The following is a 16,777-nucleotide window of genomic DNA, read 5'->3' as shown; positions in this document are numbered from 1 at the left end:
TTGGGACGTTCCGCTGTCAGCGGCAATGTTTAGTGGGGCTGAAATTAAGCGAGAATGGTTAACGCTTCGTATCTTTCGGTGTCCGCAGGGCGTCCCGGAAGGGGGCTAATCTTTCTCGTCGGTGCGACCCGCCGCAACGATATCGGACATGAAATCGCCGATCCCCGGCCGGGGCAAGGCACGGAACGGCAGCGGTCTGCACAGGTCCATGGCGGCGATCCCGATACGAGCTGTGAGCAGCCCGTTGATGACGCCTTCACCAAGCCGCCGCGACAATCGCGAGGCAAGTCCGTGACCGAGAACCTGCTGGGCCAGACCGTCGCCGACGGCGATGGAGCCTGTGACTGCCAGATGCGCGATGACATCGCGGATCAGCCGCAAAAGCCCAAATTTTCCGGGCCTTGCGCCATAAAGTTCCGCCATGGCGCGGACAAGGCGGGTGACCTCGAACAGCACATAGGCAAGGTCGACGATCGCGCGAGGGCTGATGGCGGTAACGACCGCGACTCGTTTCGAGGAGTTCAGGATGAGGCCGCGGGCTTTACGGTCGAGCGGCGTCAGCAATTCGCGCTCGGCCAGATCGAGAAGGTGCGGGCCGTCGATAATATCGTCCTTGGTGCCTTCGAGAACACTACGTCCCTTAGCCGTCTCTGCCCGATGGCTGAGGAGAGATGTCAGGCGTTCCACCACCTTGCGCGCAGGATGGGCCGGCACGGACGCTGCCGCCTCTTCCGCTTCGGTCTTCAGGCTCTGCACGGCGGCGAGCCGGGCTATCCCCATGATCTCGCGCCCGACAACGACCAGCAATCCGAAAAGTGTCAGCGCCAGCGCCGTGATCGCAGCATAACCGAGCCAATCTGCGCGCGCGAAAAGATCGCGAACGATCTGATCCGCCCAGAGCCCGAAGGCGAGCGACAGGAATGTGCCGAGTGCCGCCGTAGCCAATCCGACAAACGAGAAACCTCTGCGCGGGCGTGGTTCCGCAACCGGAAGGCTTGCTGCATCGAGATCCGCACCGGAAAACGGATCGTCTTCGTCCGGCACCACGGTAACGGGCTGGTTGAAACTTTTGGGACGGCGCACGGAGGAAGGCGTTTCGGTCTCCCGTGAGGCATCATCCTCCACCTGAAATGCAGCCGGACGGCGTCGGGACGGATCGTTGGTGTAGGGCGGTCTCATGCGAGGCGGTCTCCGAGCAGGAACTGCAGGGCACGGTCGAGCCGGATATGCGGCACTGCGAGATTGAGGCTGCCCGGACGCCCCTCCAGCGCTGGAGGCCGGAAACGGACAAAGTTGATGTCCGGCAGATCAGGGCTGTCGCTATCAAGCGTGTTAAACATATGAGTCGGATCTGCCGGCAGGTCGCCGGGAAAAATCGCCGTCGTCTTCGTGCCGTCAAATCGCTCGCCATTGATCGTTTCGCCCGCCATCGGCGTGCCGACGATCACCGGAAGCATGTGATTGCCTTCCTTGATACTGGCTTCGCGTGTGGCGCGCACCGAGGCAATCGCCATAACCTCGAAACCGGCACCCGACAAACCGATGCGCTGAATGGCGCGGTCCACCAGGCGACCGGTCAGCCGCTCAAGCCGGTCATGGCTCTCGTGGTGCAAATGGTCTGCCTTGGTGGCAGCGATCAGAACCTTGTCGATCCGGCGTGTGACGAACGATGAGAAGAAGCTGTTATGTCCCGGGCGGAAACAGCCGAGAACATCGCCAAGCGCCCGTTCGAGATCCTCAAGCGCTTCCGGACCGCGATTGATCGCCTGAAGCGCATCGACGAGCACGATCTGCCGGTCTAGCCGCGCAAAGTGATGCCGGAAGAAAGGTTTCACGACCACGGTCTTGTAAGCCTCGAAGCGGCGCTCCATCATTGCCCGCAATGAACCCTTTATCGCAGATGTCTCGGCAATGCCGGGCAACGGCGCGAATGTCAGCGCCGGCGAGCCTTCGAGATCTCCGGGCATCAGGAAACGCCCCGGAGGCAGCGTCGATAGCGACCGCTCGTCGGACTTGCAGGCTTTGAGATAGGCGGAAAACACCTCAAAAAGACGCCGAGCCTTCATTTCGTCGGCTGGCGCGTCCATATCGATCGTGGTTGCAAGCTGCATCCAGTCTTGGGCGAGTTCCTTGCGGATGCCCGTCTGCGCCAGCTCCGCAGTGGTATTGCTGAATTCGCGATAATCCTGCGCAAGAAGTGGCAGATCGAGGAGCCACTCGCCCGGATAATCGACGATATCGAGGGAAAGCCTGCCGGGCGAAAACAGGCGGTTCCAGCCGCTGGCGCTCTGATAGTCGATTGTCAGCCGTAATTCGGAAATGGCGCGCGTCGAATCAGGCCATATGCGATCGCGAACGAGCGCCTGGATGTGATCTTCGTATTGAAACCGCGGAATGGCGTCGTCCGGCTGCTCTTCGAGCCGGATACCCGAAACCCGGCCGGAGCGAACCGCTTCGAACAGTGGCAAACGACCCCCATTCAGCAAATTCTGCACGATCGACGAAATCAGCACCGTCTTGCCGGCGCGGGAAAGGCCGGTCACGCCGAGTCGTATCGTCGGGTTGACGAGCCCCGACGCGCGGTCGGCGATGTTGTCGAGGGCAATTCGAGCGTCGTCGGTAAAACTGGTCAGCGAAGGCGCCAAGGCGGGATCCCGAAAAAGTGTTTTCCCCTATATAGGCGTGGGATGCCGGCCCGCAATGTCGACCGGATCAGATGCTGAGCAGGTTGGTCAGCGTCCAACCGCCGGAATCTGCCTGCGCGCCATAGTCGAGCACGGCAAGTCCCGCCGTCGGATATCCTCCCGGCATGGCGGCCCGCCGCTCTGCCTTGCCTATCAGTCCTTCCAGCAACAGGTCTATGCTCGGGTTGTGCCCGATCAGCATGACGGATCGGGCAGGGCGCTGCCCGGCAATTATCGTCGCATAAAGATCCGGCGTGCCGTTATAGAGTTCGTCGACGAACGTGATCTCCAGCGTTTCCCGAACCGCCCTGCGCACGATTTCCGCAGTCTGCCGGCAGCGCTCTGCCGTCGAGCTGATAAGGCGATCCGGCACATATCCGAGGTCTGCCGCGCGATCGGCCACCATCTCAGCCTGTGCATAACCGCGTTCGTCGAGCACACGGTCGAAATCCCGTCCGCCCGGCACTGCCGAGGCCGCCTGAGCATGGCGCATCAGATAAATACGGAATGGTTCAGGTTCGATCATCTTCGGCTCGCCAAAATGAAACGCTGAGTAAAAGGCGTAACGTTGCTTTGGTCGATTGGTCAACCGGATCATGTGCCGCCGGTTGAGGTGTTTTGAAGCCGGCTACCCATGCGATTATGGGAAAAGCATAAAAATTAGTCACTTAGCCGAATTTTGTGACAAATTTAAAACTGCTGCAAATCTGGGCGAAAGGCTTGAATGAGGACTGGTTAATGGAGTATAGGGGCCTCATGAGATGTTCTTCAGGAGAATCGCGTTGAGTGAGAAGATCGATCTTAGTAACTATGTGCTCTCGGAAAACGAAGAGTTCATGAATGCAAATCAGAAGGCATACTTCAGGGCCAAACTGATCGCATGGAAGAATGACATCCTCAGAGAGGCGCGAGAAACGCTCGGGCACTTGGCTGAGGAGAGTGCAAACCATCCGGACCTCGCAGACCGCGCTTCATCGGAAACGGACCGTGCAATCGAATTGCGCGCTCGTGACCGGCAGCGCAAGCTTATATCCAAGATCGATGCCGCCATGCAGCGTATCGATGATGGGACTTATGGCTATTGCGAAGAAACCGGCGAACCGATCGGCCTGAAGCGACTGGACGCCCGTCCCATCGCAACGTTGTCGATCGAGGCGCAGGAGCGTCACGAGCGACGTGAAAAGGTCTATCGCGACGAATAATGTTCGCCGGGTCAGTATAGAAAACAAAAAAGGCACGTTTTGACGTGCCTTTTTTGTTTGCATCTTACTGTTCGTGAGCGCCGTTACTTTTCGCGGCTGGCGGACATTTCACCGAATATGCGGGCAACCTCGCTTTGCAGCGACGGCTCGTCCCGCGAGACGTTGCCGGGCGCAGCGACGACCGGCACGGCGATGGCCGAGCCTGCTGGCTGCGACGGGCGATTTGACCGATTGGCGAGGGATGGTTCGCGGGCAGCCATGTTCTGCGCCATTTCCTCTTCAAGAATTTTCTCGAAATCGCTTCCGAGGCCTGTGGGCTTCGCAACAGCAGCCGGGGCGGGCTGAGATATCGCCTGTACTGCAGGTGCCGAAGCGGATGCTGGCGGATTGCGATCGACAAATACGCGCTCGCGCTGACTGTCAAGAAAACGGGCGGCATCGTCGAGCGACGGCTGCGCGGACGCCTTTGGTTCCACGCGCGGCTCAGAAGGCAAATTGTCAATGCGAGCCGGATTGACGGTTGGAGTTGCCGCAACTGGCTCCAGGCGCTGCGCCGGAATGGTGTTTGCCGCGACAGTGGCGGCAGGTTGCGGCGGTGATACTGCGCCTCGGTTTTCTCGCGAGTGAATATTGGTGTCACGCGCGTTGATCATTTCCACCCTTTGAGCGGAGGCCGGGACCGGTCGTCTTGCCGGCTCGGCTGCGGATGGTCTTGCGGTGGCGGACACAGGGATGGCTGACCGTGGAGCAGGCTGCACTTCCTGTTCCGAAGGTTCGGCGCTTTGGCTTGAACTGACAATCCGGCTTTCGATGACCACGTCGGTCGGTCCACCGATCATGATCAGATGTTCGACATCGTCACGTCTTACGAGAACCAGCCGACGTCGCGCATCGACGGCGGCTGCGTCGAGCACCTGCAATCGCGGTTGACGGTTGCGCCCGCCACGCACGAAAGGCGATGGCCCCCGGCGTCCGCGCACTATCCACAGAATTCCGACGAGGCAGACAAGGGCCAAACCTACGCCAATGACCGCCACGAGGAGGTTGCGACCGTATTCGCCCCACAGTTCTGCGACCATTTATGTAACTCCTTATGCGATCTATGCTTCTGACACAGACGATTTTTTGCCCCGCGAGGCAAGTGTCGGGCCTGCCCGTCAACGCTAAAATGTGTCTCATTCGCATCTCACATAGGGCAGGGTGCTGCGCTGTCCCGCCTTTTGTGGCTTTCAGGAGCTTTTTGCTTCATCTTCAAATTGCTAAGAGAGAATCGCAAGCGCCACGGGGTGCATTTGTGACGCCGGTGCATGCATCGGAGCAAGAGGTATCGATGACCAGTTCGCCGAAAGCCGGCAACGACGAAGCGCCATTGGTTGATCGCGGCAGTCGCGGTGGTACGGCTGTCAGGATCGTGCTTCTGGCGATGGTGCTTCTGGGGGTCGCCATCGCGTTTGTCGTGTTTCAGCGGGCACTGGATAACGAGGTCGTTCTCGGCATTCTGGGCATCCTGGCGATGGTGGGAATCTTCTTCATCGTTTCGTCACTGATCGGCCTTGTCGAGGTCATGCCGCAGTCGCGCTCCGATGAATTGGCCCGCAGCTTTCTGGCCAGTCATCCTGATGGAATTGTCGTGACCGATGCCAAGGGGCGGATTGTTTATGCCAACGCCGCCTATGGGCGGATGACTGGTGCTTCGGGCAGCCACAACGTCCAATCGCTGGAAACCCTGCTGTCGAAAACGCGCGAATCGACCGAAGCTCTTTACCGCCTGACGGCGGCCCTTCGCGAAGGGCGGGAGGGACACGAGGAGTTTCGCTTGTTGCAGCCGCTCGGCCGGCTGACCGGCAACGGTTCGGATGCGCACTGGTATCGCCTCAAGGCCCGTCTGCTCGGCACGGGGGCGCGCAACACGCTCGACATATGGGAAATAACCGACATCACCTCGGAGCGGGACGATCAGGAGCGCTTCTTCCGCGAATTGCAGAATGCGATCGATTATCTTGATCACGCGCCTGTAGGGTTCTTCTCTGCCGGCAGGAAGGGCGAGATCTTCTATCTGAACGCGACGCTTGCCGAGTGGCTTGGGCTGGACCTGACCAAGTTCACGCCGCAATCCATGAGGATTTCGGATCTGATTGCAGGTGAGGGTATGGCTCTCATCCAATCCGTGCAGGCAGCGCCCGGGCTGAAGCGCACGGAAACACTGGAACTCGACCTTCGCCGCGCAAACGGTCAGAGTCTTCCGGCGAAACTGGTTCACAATGTCAGCGCCATGCGCGATGGAGCGCCGGGGGAAAGCCGCACTGTCGTTCTGATGCGGGCGAAAGGCACGGAAACCGACCAGTCCGCCTCCGCCATGCGATTTACCCGGTTTTTCAACAACACGCCGATGGCGATCGCCTCGGTGGACGGGAATGGCAAGATACTGCGCATCAATGCGCCGTTCCTGAGGCTTTTCGCCGGCGTCGTGTCTCGCGACGACGTTGATGCCGGTGCCGCAGAACTGGAGCGCATTGTCCACGAGAGCGCCCGGGAAACATTGATGGAGGCACTTGCCGCTGCCAAGGACAGGCAGGGCGATATCTTGCCGCTCGAATCGCGGCATCCGGCGGACGAAAACCGCTATGTGCGTTTTTACGTCAATGCGGTGATCGACGAAAGCGACGAGGCGCCCGAGGAAGTGGCGATCGTCTATGCTGTCGAGACCACCGAGCAGAAGGCGCTAGAAACACAGATGGCGCAGACACAGAAGCTGAATGCGGTCGGCACGCTGGCGGGTGGTATCGCGCACGATTTCAACAATGTGCTGACGGCGATCCTGCTGTCTTCCGATCACCTCCTGTTGCAGGCGCGGCCTTCCGATGCCAGTTTTGCCGATCTGATGGAGATCAAGCGCAACGCCAACAGGGCGGCCGTGCTGGTGCGCCAGCTGCTGGCCTTCTCGCGCAAGCAGACGATGCGCCCGGCTGTGCTCAACCTGACCGATGTGGTGGGCGACCTGCGCATGCTGGTCGATCGCCTGATTTCCGGCACCAATGTCAAACTGGAGGTCGACTATGGTCGGGATCTCTGGCCGGTGCGCACGGACCTCTCGCAGTTCGAGCAGGTACTGATCAATCTCTGCGTCAACGCGCGCGATGCGATGCCCAGCGGCGGCACCATTCTGATCAAAACTCGCAACGTGACGGCCAGCGATGCCGCAAGCTTCCAGCAGGCTGATCTGCCGTCCGAAGATTTCGTCATGATCGAGGTCTCCGATAGCGGCACGGGTATTGCGCCGGAAATCATGGACAAGATCTTCGAACCGTTCTTCACCACCAAGGAAGTGGGCAAGGGAACAGGCCTCGGCCTGGCGATGGTCTATGGCATCGTCAAGCAATCCGGCGGCTATATCTATCCGGAATCGGAGATGGGCAAAGGAACGAGCTTCCGTATGTTCCTGCCACGCCATATCCCTGAAGTTCAGCAGGTCTCTCATGCGCCGGCCGCTATCGCAGGGGTGACTGATAATGTTGTGAAGGCCGAGACGGCCGCAGCAGCCACCGCCGAGCATGTGGATTTGACGGGAAAATCTGCCGTCGTTCTTCTTGTCGAAGATGAAGAAGCCGTCCGTCGCGGCGGCAAGCGCATGCTGGAGACACGTGGCTACACTGTCCACGAGGCCGGCTCAGGCACTGAAGCGCTCGACATCATGGAAGAGCTTGAAGGCAAGGTGGATATCGTGGTGTCCGACGTCGTGATGCCCGAGATGGACGGCCCGACGCTGCTCGGCGAATTGCGCAAGACCTATCCCGACCTGAAGTTCATCTTCGTATCTGGATATGCGGAAGACGCCTTTGCCCGCAACTTGCCAGCGGATGCGAAATTCGGCTTTCTGCCGAAGCCGTTTTCGCTCAAGCAACTGGCTGTCGCCGTGCGCGAGATGCTTGATTCGGAATAGTGCCCAACGGTCTTTCCGAGAGCGGATCGACCTTGGCATCCGGTTGCCGAAGCTGTTGATTCCAATCGATCTTTCCACAGCCGGAGGATGGCGTGAACATTAATGGAACAAAGGTGAAATAATGTTTTTGTTGCAGGCACTTGGGCGGGGCTTGCAAAATGAGAACAAAATGAGTACGAATATCCCATCGGCTGCTTCATTGCTTGCGCGGCGGCAATAACCTAAAGGTGGGATCTCATGGCACAGAACACATTGCGGCTCGTAGAGGAAAAAGGCGTGGACAAGAGTAAGGCGCTCGAAGCAGCACTCTCGCAGATTGAACGATCCTTCGGCAAAGGCTCGATCATGAAGCTCGGTTCGAACGAAAATATCGTCGAGATCGAGACGGTTTCTACCGGCTCTCTCAGCCTCGATATTGCGCTCGGCATTGGCGGTCTCCCCAAGGGCCGTATCATCGAAATTTACGGCCCTGAAAGTTCGGGTAAGACGACACTCGCGCTGCAGACGATTGCAGAAGCCCAGAAGAAGGGCGGCATCTGCGCCTTCGTCGATGCTGAACACGCGCTTGATCCGGTCTATGCCCGCAAGCTCGGTGTCGACCTGCAGAACCTCCTGATCTCGCAGCCGGATACCGGTGAGCAGGCTTTGGAAATCACCGACACACTGGTTCGTTCCGGCGCTGTCGATGTTCTGGTCGTTGACTCGGTTGCGGCGCTGACGCCGCGCGCCGAAATCGAAGGCGAGATGGGGGACAGCCTGCCGGGTCTTCAGGCTCGTCTGATGAGCCAGGCGCTGCGCAAGCTGACCGCGTCGATCTCCAAGTCGAACACAATGGTGATCTTCATCAACCAGATCCGTATGAAGATCGGCGTGATGTTTGGTTCGCCGGAAACGACGACCGGCGGTAACGCCCTGAAATTCTACGCCTCGGTTCGTCTCGATATCCGTCGTATCGGCCAGGTGAAGGAGCGCGAGGAAGTCGTGGGCAACCAGACCCGCGTCAAGGTCGTCAAGAACAAGATGGCGCCTCCCTTCAAGCAGGTCGAGTTCGACATCATGTATGGCGAGGGTGTGTCGAAGACCGGCGAACTTGTCGATCTCGGCGTCAAGGCCGGTATTGTCGAGAAGTCGGGCGCCTGGTTCTCCTATAACAGCCAGCGTCTCGGCCAGGGGCGCGAAAACGCCAAAACCTTCCTGCGCGAAAATCCGGAACTTGCGCGCGAGATCGAAACTTCGCTGCGCCAGAATGCCGGCCTGATCGCAGATCGTTTCTTGCAGAACGGTGGTCCGGACGCCAATGACGGTGACGGATCCGCCGACGACTGATTTGATTGGGTGAGGGGCATTCCGCCGCAGGCGGGACACCTCTTCTGTTTCCCTGATGTCACTTTCTACCGGCCGCCATCGCAAGATGTGCGGCCGGTTTTCCGTTCGGCTGGACAGTCGCTTATGTGGACGATACAAGCCTTTTGACTTCAAATACTGGTACCGCATCGGCGGTTGAAAAGGGCGTAGCATGAGCGGCGTGAATGACATCCGGTCGACCTTCCTCGACTACTTCAAGAAGAATGGCCACGAGGTTGTGGATTCGAGCCCGCTCGTTCCGCGCAACGACCCGACGCTGATGTTCACCAATGCCGGCATGGTGCAGTTCAAGAACGTCTTCACCGGCCTTGAAAAGCGTGCATATTCGACCGCGACGACATCGCAGAAATGCGTGCGCGCCGGTGGCAAGCATAACGACCTCGACAATGTCGGTTACACCGCCCGCCATCTCACCTTTTTCGAGATGCTCGGCAACTTCTCCTTCGGCGACTATTTCAAGGAACAGGCGATCGAGCTTGCCTGGAAGCTTGTCACCGAAGGTTTCGACCTGCCGAAGAACCGGCTGTTGGTAACCGTCTATTCCGAGGACGAGGAAGCTGCGACCCTGTGGAAGAAGATCGCCGGTTTCTCCGACGACAAGATCATCCGCATCCCGACCTCCGACAATTTCTGGCAGATGGGCGACACCGGTCCCTGCGGTCCGTGCTCGGAAATCTTCATCGACCAGGGCGAAAACGTCTGGGGCGGTCCTCCCGGTTCGCCGGAAGAGGATGGCGATCGTTTCCTTGAATTCTGGAACCTCGTTTTCATGCAGTTCGAGCAGACCGCACCGGGCGAGCGCTCGTTGTTGCCGCGTCCGTCGATCGATACCGGCATGGGCCTCGAGCGTATGGCCTGCGTGCTGCAGGGCAAGCAGAGCGTTTTCGACACTGACCTGTTCCGCACGCTGATCGGCACGATTGAAGACGTCATGGGCGTCAAGGCGGAAGGTAGCGCCAGCCACCGCGTCATCGCCGACCATCTTCGCTCCTCAGCCTTCCTGATTGCCGATGGTGTCCTGCCGTCGAATGAAGGGCGCGGTTACGTCCTTCGCCGCATCATGCGCCGCGCCATGCGTCACGCCCAGCTTCTGGGTGCGAAGGAGCCGGTCATGTACAAGCTCTTGCCGACGCTCATCCAGGAAATGGGACGCGCCTATCCGGAGCTGGTTCGTGCCGAGGCGCTCACGTCCGAAACGCTGAAGCTGGAAGAAACCCGCTTCCGCAAGACGCTGGAGCGCGGCCTTACGCTCCTTTCCGATGCGACGACCGATCTCGATAAGGGCGACATGCTCGACGGCGAGACCGCTTTCAAGCTTTACGACACCTACGGCTTCCCGCTCGATCTGACACAGGACGCATTGCGCGCCCGCGAAATCGGCGTCGATATCGCCGGCTTTACCGATGCAATGGAGCGCCAGAAGGCGGAAGCCCGGTCGCACTGGGCAGGCTCCGGCGACAAGGCGACCGAAACGATCTGGTTCGAGCTGAAGGAAAAGCACGGTGCTACCGAATTCCTCGGTTACGACACCGAGAAGGCCGAAGGTGTAATCCAGGCGATCGTCAGGTACGGCAAGGCGGTTGATACCGCTGCTGCCGGCGAAGACGTCCAGATCGTCGTTAGCCAGACGCCGTTCTACGGCGAATCCGGTGGTCAGATGGGCGATGCAGGTGTCGTCTTCAGCGATAATGGCAAGGTTGCTGTTTCTGACACGCAGAAGAAGGGCGAGGGACTGTTTGTTCACATTGCCAAGGTTTCGGAAGGCAAGCTGAAGGTCGGTGACGCCGTCATACTGACAGTGGATCACGCCCGCCGTTCGCGCCTGCGCTCCAACCACTCGGCAACCCATCTGCTACATGAGGCGCTGCGTGAAGTGCTCGGCACCCATGTCGCCCAGAAGGGCTCGCTGGTAGCGCCCGAGCGCCTGCGGTTCGACGTATCGCATCCGAAGCCGATGTCGGCGGAGGAACTGCAGCGCGTTGAAGAAATGGCCAATGCCATCATCATCCAGAACGCCAAGGTCACCACTCGTCTGATGAGCGTCGATGATGCGATTGCCGAAGGTGCGATGGCGCTGTTTGGCGAAAAATACGGCGACGAAGTTCGTGTCGTATCGATGGGTACGGCAATCGACGGCCCCAAGGCCGGCAAGCCTTATTCGATCGAGCTTTGCGGCGGCACGCATGTCAATGCGACCGGCGATATAGGTCTCGTCCGGGTACTGTCGGAAAGCGCCGTCGGCGCCGGCGTTCGCCGCGTCGAAGCTGTGACGGGTGAGGCAGCTCGCGCCTATCTGTCCGAACAGGACGATCGGGTGAAGTCGCTTGCCGGCGCGCTGAAGGTGCAGCCATCGGAAGTCGTGTCGCGCGTCGAGGCTCTGGTTGAAGAGCGCCGCAAGCTCGAAAAGGAACTTGCGGATGCCAAGCGTCGCCTTGCCATGGGCGGCGGTGAAGGCGGCTCGGCGACTGAAGCGCGCGAGATCGGCGGTACCAAGTTCATGGGCCGCGTTCTGGCCGGTATCGACGCCAAGGATCTGAAAGGCCTCGCCGACGAAGGCAAGGCATCGCTCGGTTCAGGCGTCGTCACGCTGATCGGCGTGTCCGAAGACGGCAAGGCAAGCGCGGTTGTCGCTGTGACCGAAGATCTGGTTGGCCGGTTCAGCGCAGTCGATCTGGTCCGCATCGCGTCCGCCGCTCTCGGCGGCAAGGGTGGCGGTGGTCGCCCGGACATGGCCCAGGCTGGTGGCCCGGATGGCGCCAAGGCAGACGAGGCGATCGAGGCGGTTGCGGCCGCACTTGGCGCCTGATTGAAAGAAACGACCGGGCGGCTTCTGGCCGCCCGTCTTGCATGAGGTCTGCCATGGGATTGAACGCTGTCATTGAGGACGAGATGGACGAGGCCGTGACCGGTCTTGCGCCTGCATTGTTTCGCGACGCGCCGAACTCGGTTTCGTTCAACAAGCTGCGCAAGCGCCTGCTGCGCCAGGTTCGCCAGGCATTCGAAGATTTTGGCATGCTGAAGGATCAGCAGCGCTGGCTGGTTGGGTTGTCCGGCGGCAAGGACAGTTATGCGCTGCTCGCCGTTCTGCTCGATCTGCAGTGGCGTGGACTGTTGCCGGTCGAACTGATCGCCTGCAATCTCGATCAGGGACAGCCGAATTTTCCCAAACACATTCTGCCGGATTATCTGACCTCGATCGGTGTGAAACATCGCATCGAATATCGCGATACCTATTCGATCGTGAAGGAAAAGGTGCCTTCGGGCGCCACCTATTGTTCGCTCTGTTCCAGGCTGCGCCGCGGCAATCTCTACCGCGTGGCGAGGGAGGAGGGCTGTCAGGCTCTGGTCCTTGGTCATCACCGCGAGGACATTCTTGAAACCTTTTTCATGAACTTCTTTCACGGTGGCCGTCTTGCCGGCATGCCGGCCAAGCTTTTGAACGACGAGGGTGACCTTATGGTGCTGCGGCCTCTGGCCTATTGCGCCGAGGACGATCTGGCGAAGTTTTCGGCGGCGATGCAGTTCCCGATCATCCCCTGCGACCTTTGCGGCTCGCAGGATGGCTTGCAGCGCAATGCGATGAAGCAGATGCTTGCCGATATCGAGACGCGCATGCCGGGCCGCAAGGACACGATGCTGCGCGCGCTTGCCCATGTGAACCCGTCCCACCTTCTCGACCCGAAACTTTTTGACTTTACCGGCCTGTCGGCCTCGGCCGGCGACTGATCTTGCCATCTTAAAACGCAGATTGGATTTCAAATGACTTTGCCGCTCGACGTCCTGAAGCTTGCTGACCTCCTGAAAGCTGCCGCAAAAGCCGAAATATTGCCGCGATTCCGTCGCTTGGGCGGCGATGACATTCGCTCCAAGAGCGAACCGTCGGATCTGGTGACGGAGGCGGACGAAGCGGCAGAACGCATGATCCGCCGGGAAATCGACAATGTTGTGCCGGGCGCGCTGTTTGTCGGCGAAGAATCCGTTGCTGCTGATCCGTCTCTGCTGGGAAAACTGGCCGATGCGGAACTGGCCGTCGTCGTCGATCCGATCGACGGCACCTTCAATTTCGCTTCCGGCATTCCAGCCTTCGGTGTCATGGCGGCGGTGGTCTATAAGGGTGAAACGGTTGCCGGCATCATCTATGATCCGATGGGTGACGACTGGGTCATGGCGGAAAAGGGGGCAGGCGCCTTCCTGCGTCGCCCGGATGGCGAAGCGATAAAGCTTTCGGTCGCAGCACCCCAGCCGCTCGGCGAGATGATCGGAATGGCATCGGCCGGTTATTTCTTCGGCCATGAGCGTGAGAAGGTTCTGGCCAATCTCGCCAAAGTTCGCCTGTTTGCCAGCTATCGTTGCGCCGCCCATGAATACCGCACCTTTGCAGGCGGGCACGTCCAGTTCGCAATCTATAACAAGCTGATGCCCTGGGATCACCTTGCAGGGACATTGATTGGTACGGAAGCGGGCGGTTACATCCGCAGGCTGGATGGCTCCGCCTATCTCCCTCACCATGTTGAAGGCGGCCTGCTACTGGCAACCGACGAGGAAAGCTGGAAGCTCCTTAGCCGGGAAATCTTCGGCCAGTAAATCGCATAAGCGGCAAGCCGTTTTCCTGCCGCTGGCTGCGATATGCGGCTATCAAAAAAGCCCGGTCATGCCGGGCTTTTGTTCTATTCAGGCTGCAGAAGGTTCAGTGAGCCAGGATCATCTTCGGCTTGAACTGGCCACCGTCACGCGGTTCGAAGATCTGGTAAACCTGCGGATTGCGCAATGGCTGCTCGCTCTCGTCATGCTCGAGATTCTGTTCCGAAACATAGGCGACATATTCGGTGTCATCGTTTTCGGCGAGCAGATGGTAGAACGGCTGGTCTTTGGCAGGCCTGATTTCCGACGGGATCGAATTCCACCACTCTTCAGTATTCGCAAATTCCGGGTCCACGTCGAATATGACGCCACGGAACGGGAATACTTTGTGACGGACGACCTCCCCAATCGTGAATTTTGCGTTTTTCTGTTTCATGGTGCGATGTCCTTTCACAGAATAATGTGGTGGCGAGGCGTTCAAACATCAAGATGTGGTGTTTATCCGTGCTCTATGCCGCGTTTCACTCCCTAATGTGTCTCCTGCTCTTGAGAGATGCAAGTACGACGCCGCCCAATACAAGCACGATACCGAGCGCATGATAAGTCTCGAAAGGTTCTCCAAGGAAAAACATCGCCATGACGATGGAAACAGGAGGCATGAGATAGAGCGTGATGCCGCCTGTCGCGGGCCCGAATACACGCACCACATGCTGGAAGCAGAAGAAGGCAGCAAGCGAGGCGAAAACGACCATTCCGGCAATCTTCCACCAGTCCGAGGCCGAATCGGGCACAGGTCCATTATTCAAGACCTCCCAGATGCTTGGTGGCAGGAGAACCAGCGCGCCCGAAAGCGCGATCATGCCGAACAGCGCCAGGGGTGACAGGTTCCGAAGGGCAGGGTCCTTCAGCAGTATCGAGTATATGGCAAAGGAAATGGCGGCGACGAGAATGCCGAGATCGCCGATATTGAAGCTGAGATTGAGAAGCGCTGCGGGATCGCCGCGCAATACGATCGATATCACCCCGGCAAAGGCGACCAGCATGCCGGCCAGTTCCCTGCCGCTGATCTTGCGGCCGCTGAACATCCATTGAAACAGAATGATGAAAAGCGGCGAGGTCGTATAGATCAGCGTGCCGTTGGCCGCACTCGTATAGGTCAGCGACCAGTAGACAAGGCCGCCGCAAATGCCCATGCCGAGACCGCCGAGCAGCAACCAGAGCCAGAAATGGTTGCGCACGAAAAGCGCGCTGGCGCGCCGGTCGGAATAGATGAAGGGCAGCATGATTGCCGTCGATCCGGCCCAGCGGAGGAAGGCCGTTGTATAGGGCGCGACATCACCGATAATGCCGCGACCGAAGATCATGTTGCTGGAAAAGAAAATCGGGACGAGGGAGAAAATCAGCCAGTCGACAGGCCGGCCTGTTTCAGGCTTTGCTTGGGGAGCCATCTTTCACCAGGAATAAAATATTGCCGCGTGCGGCTGAGACCGTTTGAAAACAAAAACGGCGGGAAAGCCCGCCGTTTCTGGATGCGGTTTAAACCGCATGTCGTTTTGTCCGGCCGATCACGCCGAATAATACATATCGAACTCGACTGGGTGCGGCGTCATTTCGTAACGCATCACTTCGGTCATCTTCAGTTCGATATAGGCATCGATCTGGTCGTCGTCGAACACGCCGCCGGCTGTCAGGAACTTGCGATCCTTGTCGAGGCTTTCGAGCGCTTCACGCAACGAACCGCAGACGGTCGGGATCTTCTTCAATTCCTTCGGCGGAAGGTCGTAGAGGTCCTTGTCCATGGCCTTGCCAGGATGGATCTTGTTCTTGATGCCATCGAGACCGGCCATCAGCATGGCGGCAAAACCGAGATAGGGGTTCTGCGCCGGATCGGGGAAACGAACCTCGACGCGCTTTGCTTTCGGGTTGGAGCCGAACGGGATGCGGCAGGAGGCGGAACGGTTGCGTGCCGAATAGGCAAGCAGAACCGGAGCTTCATAACCGGGAACCAGACGCTTGTAGGAATTCGTCGTCGGGTTGGTGAAGGCGTTGATCGCCTTGGCATGCTTGATGATGCCGCCGATGTAATAGAGGCAGCTTTCCGACAGGCCTGCATATTCGTCGCCGGCGAAAGTCGGCTTGCCGTCCTTCCAGATCGACTGGTGTACGTGCATGCCCGAGCCGTTATCGCCATAAACCGGCTTCGGCATAAAGGTGGCCGTCTTGCCGTAGGCATTGGCGACCTGATGCACGACGTACTTGTAAATCTGCATCTTGTCGGCGTTGCGCACCAGCGTGTCGAACTTGACGCCAAGTTCGTGCTGGGCGGAAGCCACTTCGTGGTGATGTTTTTCGACGACAACGCCCATTTCGGTGAGCACTGTCAGCATTTCGGAGCGCATGTCCTGCAGGCTGTCGACCGGCGGGACCGGGAAATAGCCGCCCTTGACGCGCGGACGGTGGCCGAGATTGCCGGTCTCGTAATCCGTGTCATCGTTCGACGGCAGTTCGGATGAGTCCAGCTTGAATCCGGTATTGTACGGATCTGCCTTGTACTTCACGTCGTCGAAGACGAAGAATTCCGGCTCTGGACCAACGAAAATGGTGTCGCCGATACCGGATGCCTTGAGATAGGCTTCCGCCTTCTTGGCCGTACCGCGCGGGTCGCGGTTGTAGGATTCGCCTGAAACCGGGTCGAGGATGTCGCAGAAGATGACCATTGTCGACTGGGCGAAGAAAGGGTCCATATGCACGGTGGCCGGATCGGGCATGAGCACCATGTCGGACTCGTTGATCGCCTTCCAGCCTCCGATCGAGGAACCGTCGAACATGACACCATCGGCGAACATGTCCTCGTCGACGGCGGAAATATCCATCGTCACATGCTGCAGCTTGCCGCGCGGGTCGGTAAAGCGAAGGTCAACGAACTTTACGTCGTTTTCCTTGATTTGTTTCATGATTTCGCTTGCGCTCGTCATTACAGGTTCCTCGATTTCAGTAACGATATG

At 59.0% G+C, this 16,777-nt stretch carries 13 protein-coding genes; 6 read left to right on the top strand and 7 right to left on the bottom strand.

The window, feature by feature from the left end:
• Positions 1-105 precede the first annotated feature (105 nt).
• The 3 genes from ACI3K0_RS00170 to ACI3K0_RS00160 form a co-directional block, all read right to left on the bottom strand.
• A complete protein-coding gene (locus ACI3K0_RS00170) occupies positions 106-1,179 on the bottom strand; it encodes a YcjF family protein (protein WP_183821660.1) in 1,074 nt (357 codons plus the stop codon).
• Positions 1,176-2,645: a YcjX family protein gene (locus ACI3K0_RS00165; RefSeq protein ID WP_183821661.1), complete on the bottom strand. Its 1,470-nt coding sequence runs from the start codon at positions 2,643-2,645 to the stop codon at positions 1,176-1,178. The genes ACI3K0_RS00170 and ACI3K0_RS00165 overlap by 4 nt, the downstream gene beginning before the upstream one ends.
• A gap of 67 nt (positions 2,646-2,712) precedes the next feature.
• Positions 2,713-3,210, bottom strand: coding sequence for a histidine phosphatase family protein (locus ACI3K0_RS00160; RefSeq protein ID WP_148144341.1), 498 nt, complete (start codon positions 3,208-3,210; stop codon positions 2,713-2,715).
• A 256-nt stretch (positions 3,211-3,466) separates the two neighbouring features.
• On the opposite strand from ACI3K0_RS00160, the gene dksA reads away from it, so the two are divergent.
• On the top strand, positions 3,467-3,886 hold the full coding sequence (dksA, locus tag ACI3K0_RS00155) for an RNA polymerase-binding protein DksA (protein WP_148144342.1): 420 nt from the start codon (positions 3,467-3,469) through the stop codon (positions 3,884-3,886).
• Between the two features lie 83 nt (positions 3,887-3,969).
• On the opposite strand, the gene ACI3K0_RS00150 is transcribed toward dksA, so the two are convergent.
• Positions 3,970-4,965: a flagellar biosynthetic protein FliO gene (locus ACI3K0_RS00150; protein WP_183821662.1), complete on the bottom strand. Its 996-nt coding sequence runs from the start codon at positions 4,963-4,965 to the stop codon at positions 3,970-3,972.
• A gap of 251 nt (positions 4,966-5,216) precedes the next feature.
• On the opposite strand from ACI3K0_RS00150, the gene cckA reads away from it, so the two are divergent.
• The 5 genes from cckA (at position 5,217) to ACI3K0_RS00125 (ending at position 13,775) form a co-directional block, all read left to right on the top strand.
• Complete coding sequence (gene cckA, locus ACI3K0_RS00145; RefSeq protein ID WP_404944765.1) at positions 5,217-7,826, top strand: cell cycle histidine kinase CckA; 2,610 nt, start codon at positions 5,217-5,219, stop codon at positions 7,824-7,826.
• Positions 7,827-8,063: 237 nt separating this feature from the next.
• On the top strand, positions 8,064-9,152 hold the full coding sequence (gene recA / locus ACI3K0_RS00140; protein ID WP_183821664.1) for a recombinase RecA: 1,089 nt from the start codon (positions 8,064-8,066) through the stop codon (positions 9,150-9,152).
• 190 nt (positions 9,153-9,342) lie between these two features.
• The gene (alaS, locus tag ACI3K0_RS00135; protein WP_404944764.1) at positions 9,343-11,997 is read left to right on the top strand and encodes an alanine--tRNA ligase; all 2,655 of its coding nucleotides are present in this window, start codon (positions 9,343-9,345) and stop codon (positions 11,995-11,997) included.
• Positions 11,998-12,050: 53 nt separating this feature from the next.
• Positions 12,051-12,917 carry a tRNA 2-thiocytidine(32) synthetase TtcA gene (gene ttcA / locus ACI3K0_RS00130; protein WP_183821666.1) on the top strand — a complete coding sequence of 289 codons (867 nt, stop codon included), beginning with the start codon at positions 12,051-12,053 and terminating at the stop codon, positions 12,915-12,917.
• Positions 12,918-12,950: 33 nt separating this feature from the next.
• The gene (locus ACI3K0_RS00125; RefSeq protein ID WP_183821667.1) at positions 12,951-13,775 is read left to right on the top strand and encodes an inositol monophosphatase; all 825 of its coding nucleotides are present in this window, start codon (positions 12,951-12,953) and stop codon (positions 13,773-13,775) included.
• A gap of 103 nt (positions 13,776-13,878) precedes the next feature.
• Here the strand turns inward: ACI3K0_RS00125 and hspQ are convergent, their stop codons facing one another.
• From hspQ to glnA, 3 genes are all read right to left on the bottom strand, one after another.
• The gene (gene hspQ, locus ACI3K0_RS00120; protein WP_148144349.1) at positions 13,879-14,208 is read right to left on the bottom strand and encodes a heat shock protein HspQ; all 330 of its coding nucleotides are present in this window, start codon (positions 14,206-14,208) and stop codon (positions 13,879-13,881) included.
• An 85-nt stretch (positions 14,209-14,293) separates the two neighbouring features.
• Positions 14,294-15,220, bottom strand: a complete 927-nt coding sequence (locus ACI3K0_RS00115; protein WP_148144350.1) for a DMT family transporter — start codon at positions 15,218-15,220, stop codon at positions 14,294-14,296.
• 117 nt (positions 15,221-15,337) lie between these two features.
• Positions 15,338-16,747, bottom strand: a complete 1,410-nt coding sequence (glnA, locus tag ACI3K0_RS00110) for a type I glutamate--ammonia ligase (protein ID WP_112455651.1) — start codon at positions 16,745-16,747, stop codon at positions 15,338-15,340.
• Between the last annotated feature and the right edge of the window lie 30 nt (positions 16,748-16,777).

The organism is Rhizobium sp. ZW T2_16 (assembly GCF_044987325.1).
Lineage (GTDB): Bacteria > Pseudomonadota > Alphaproteobacteria > Rhizobiales > Rhizobiaceae > Neorhizobium > Neorhizobium cellulosilyticum.
The sequence above is the reverse complement of the archived record's forward strand: the minus strand, read 5'-3'. Positions and strand labels throughout refer to the sequence as shown.

Excerpts from the sequence above, each read along its gene's own strand:
- ACI3K0_RS00170 (WP_183821660.1), bottom strand. The coding sequence starts at position 1,179 with ATGAGACCGCCCTACACCAACGATCCGTCCCGACGCCGTCCGGCTGCA.
- ACI3K0_RS00160 (WP_148144341.1), bottom strand. The coding sequence starts at position 3,210 with ATGATCGAACCTGAACCATTCCGTATTTATCTGATGCGCCATGCTCAG.
- ACI3K0_RS00150 (WP_183821662.1), bottom strand. The coding sequence starts at position 4,965 with ATGGTCGCAGAACTGTGGGGCGAATACGGTCGCAACCTCCTCGTGGCG.
- cckA (WP_404944765.1), top strand. The coding sequence starts at position 5,217 with ATGACCAGTTCGCCGAAAGCCGGCAACGACGAAGCGCCATTGGTTGAT.
- recA (WP_183821664.1), top strand. The coding sequence starts at position 8,064 with ATGGCACAGAACACATTGCGGCTCGTAGAGGAAAAAGGCGTGGACAAG.
- alaS (WP_404944764.1), top strand. The coding sequence starts at position 9,343 with ATGAGCGGCGTGAATGACATCCGGTCGACCTTCCTCGACTACTTCAAG.
- ttcA (WP_183821666.1), top strand. The coding sequence starts at position 12,051 with ATGGGATTGAACGCTGTCATTGAGGACGAGATGGACGAGGCCGTGACC.
- ACI3K0_RS00125 (WP_183821667.1), top strand. The coding sequence starts at position 12,951 with ATGACTTTGCCGCTCGACGTCCTGAAGCTTGCTGACCTCCTGAAAGCT.
- hspQ (WP_148144349.1), bottom strand. The coding sequence starts at position 14,208 with ATGAAACAGAAAAACGCAAAATTCACGATTGGGGAGGTCGTCCGTCAC.
- ACI3K0_RS00115 (WP_148144350.1), bottom strand. The coding sequence starts at position 15,220 with ATGGCTCCCCAAGCAAAGCCTGAAACAGGCCGGCCTGTCGACTGGCTG.
- glnA (WP_112455651.1), bottom strand. The coding sequence starts at position 16,747 with ATGACGAGCGCAAGCGAAATCATGAAACAAATCAAGGAAAACGACGTA.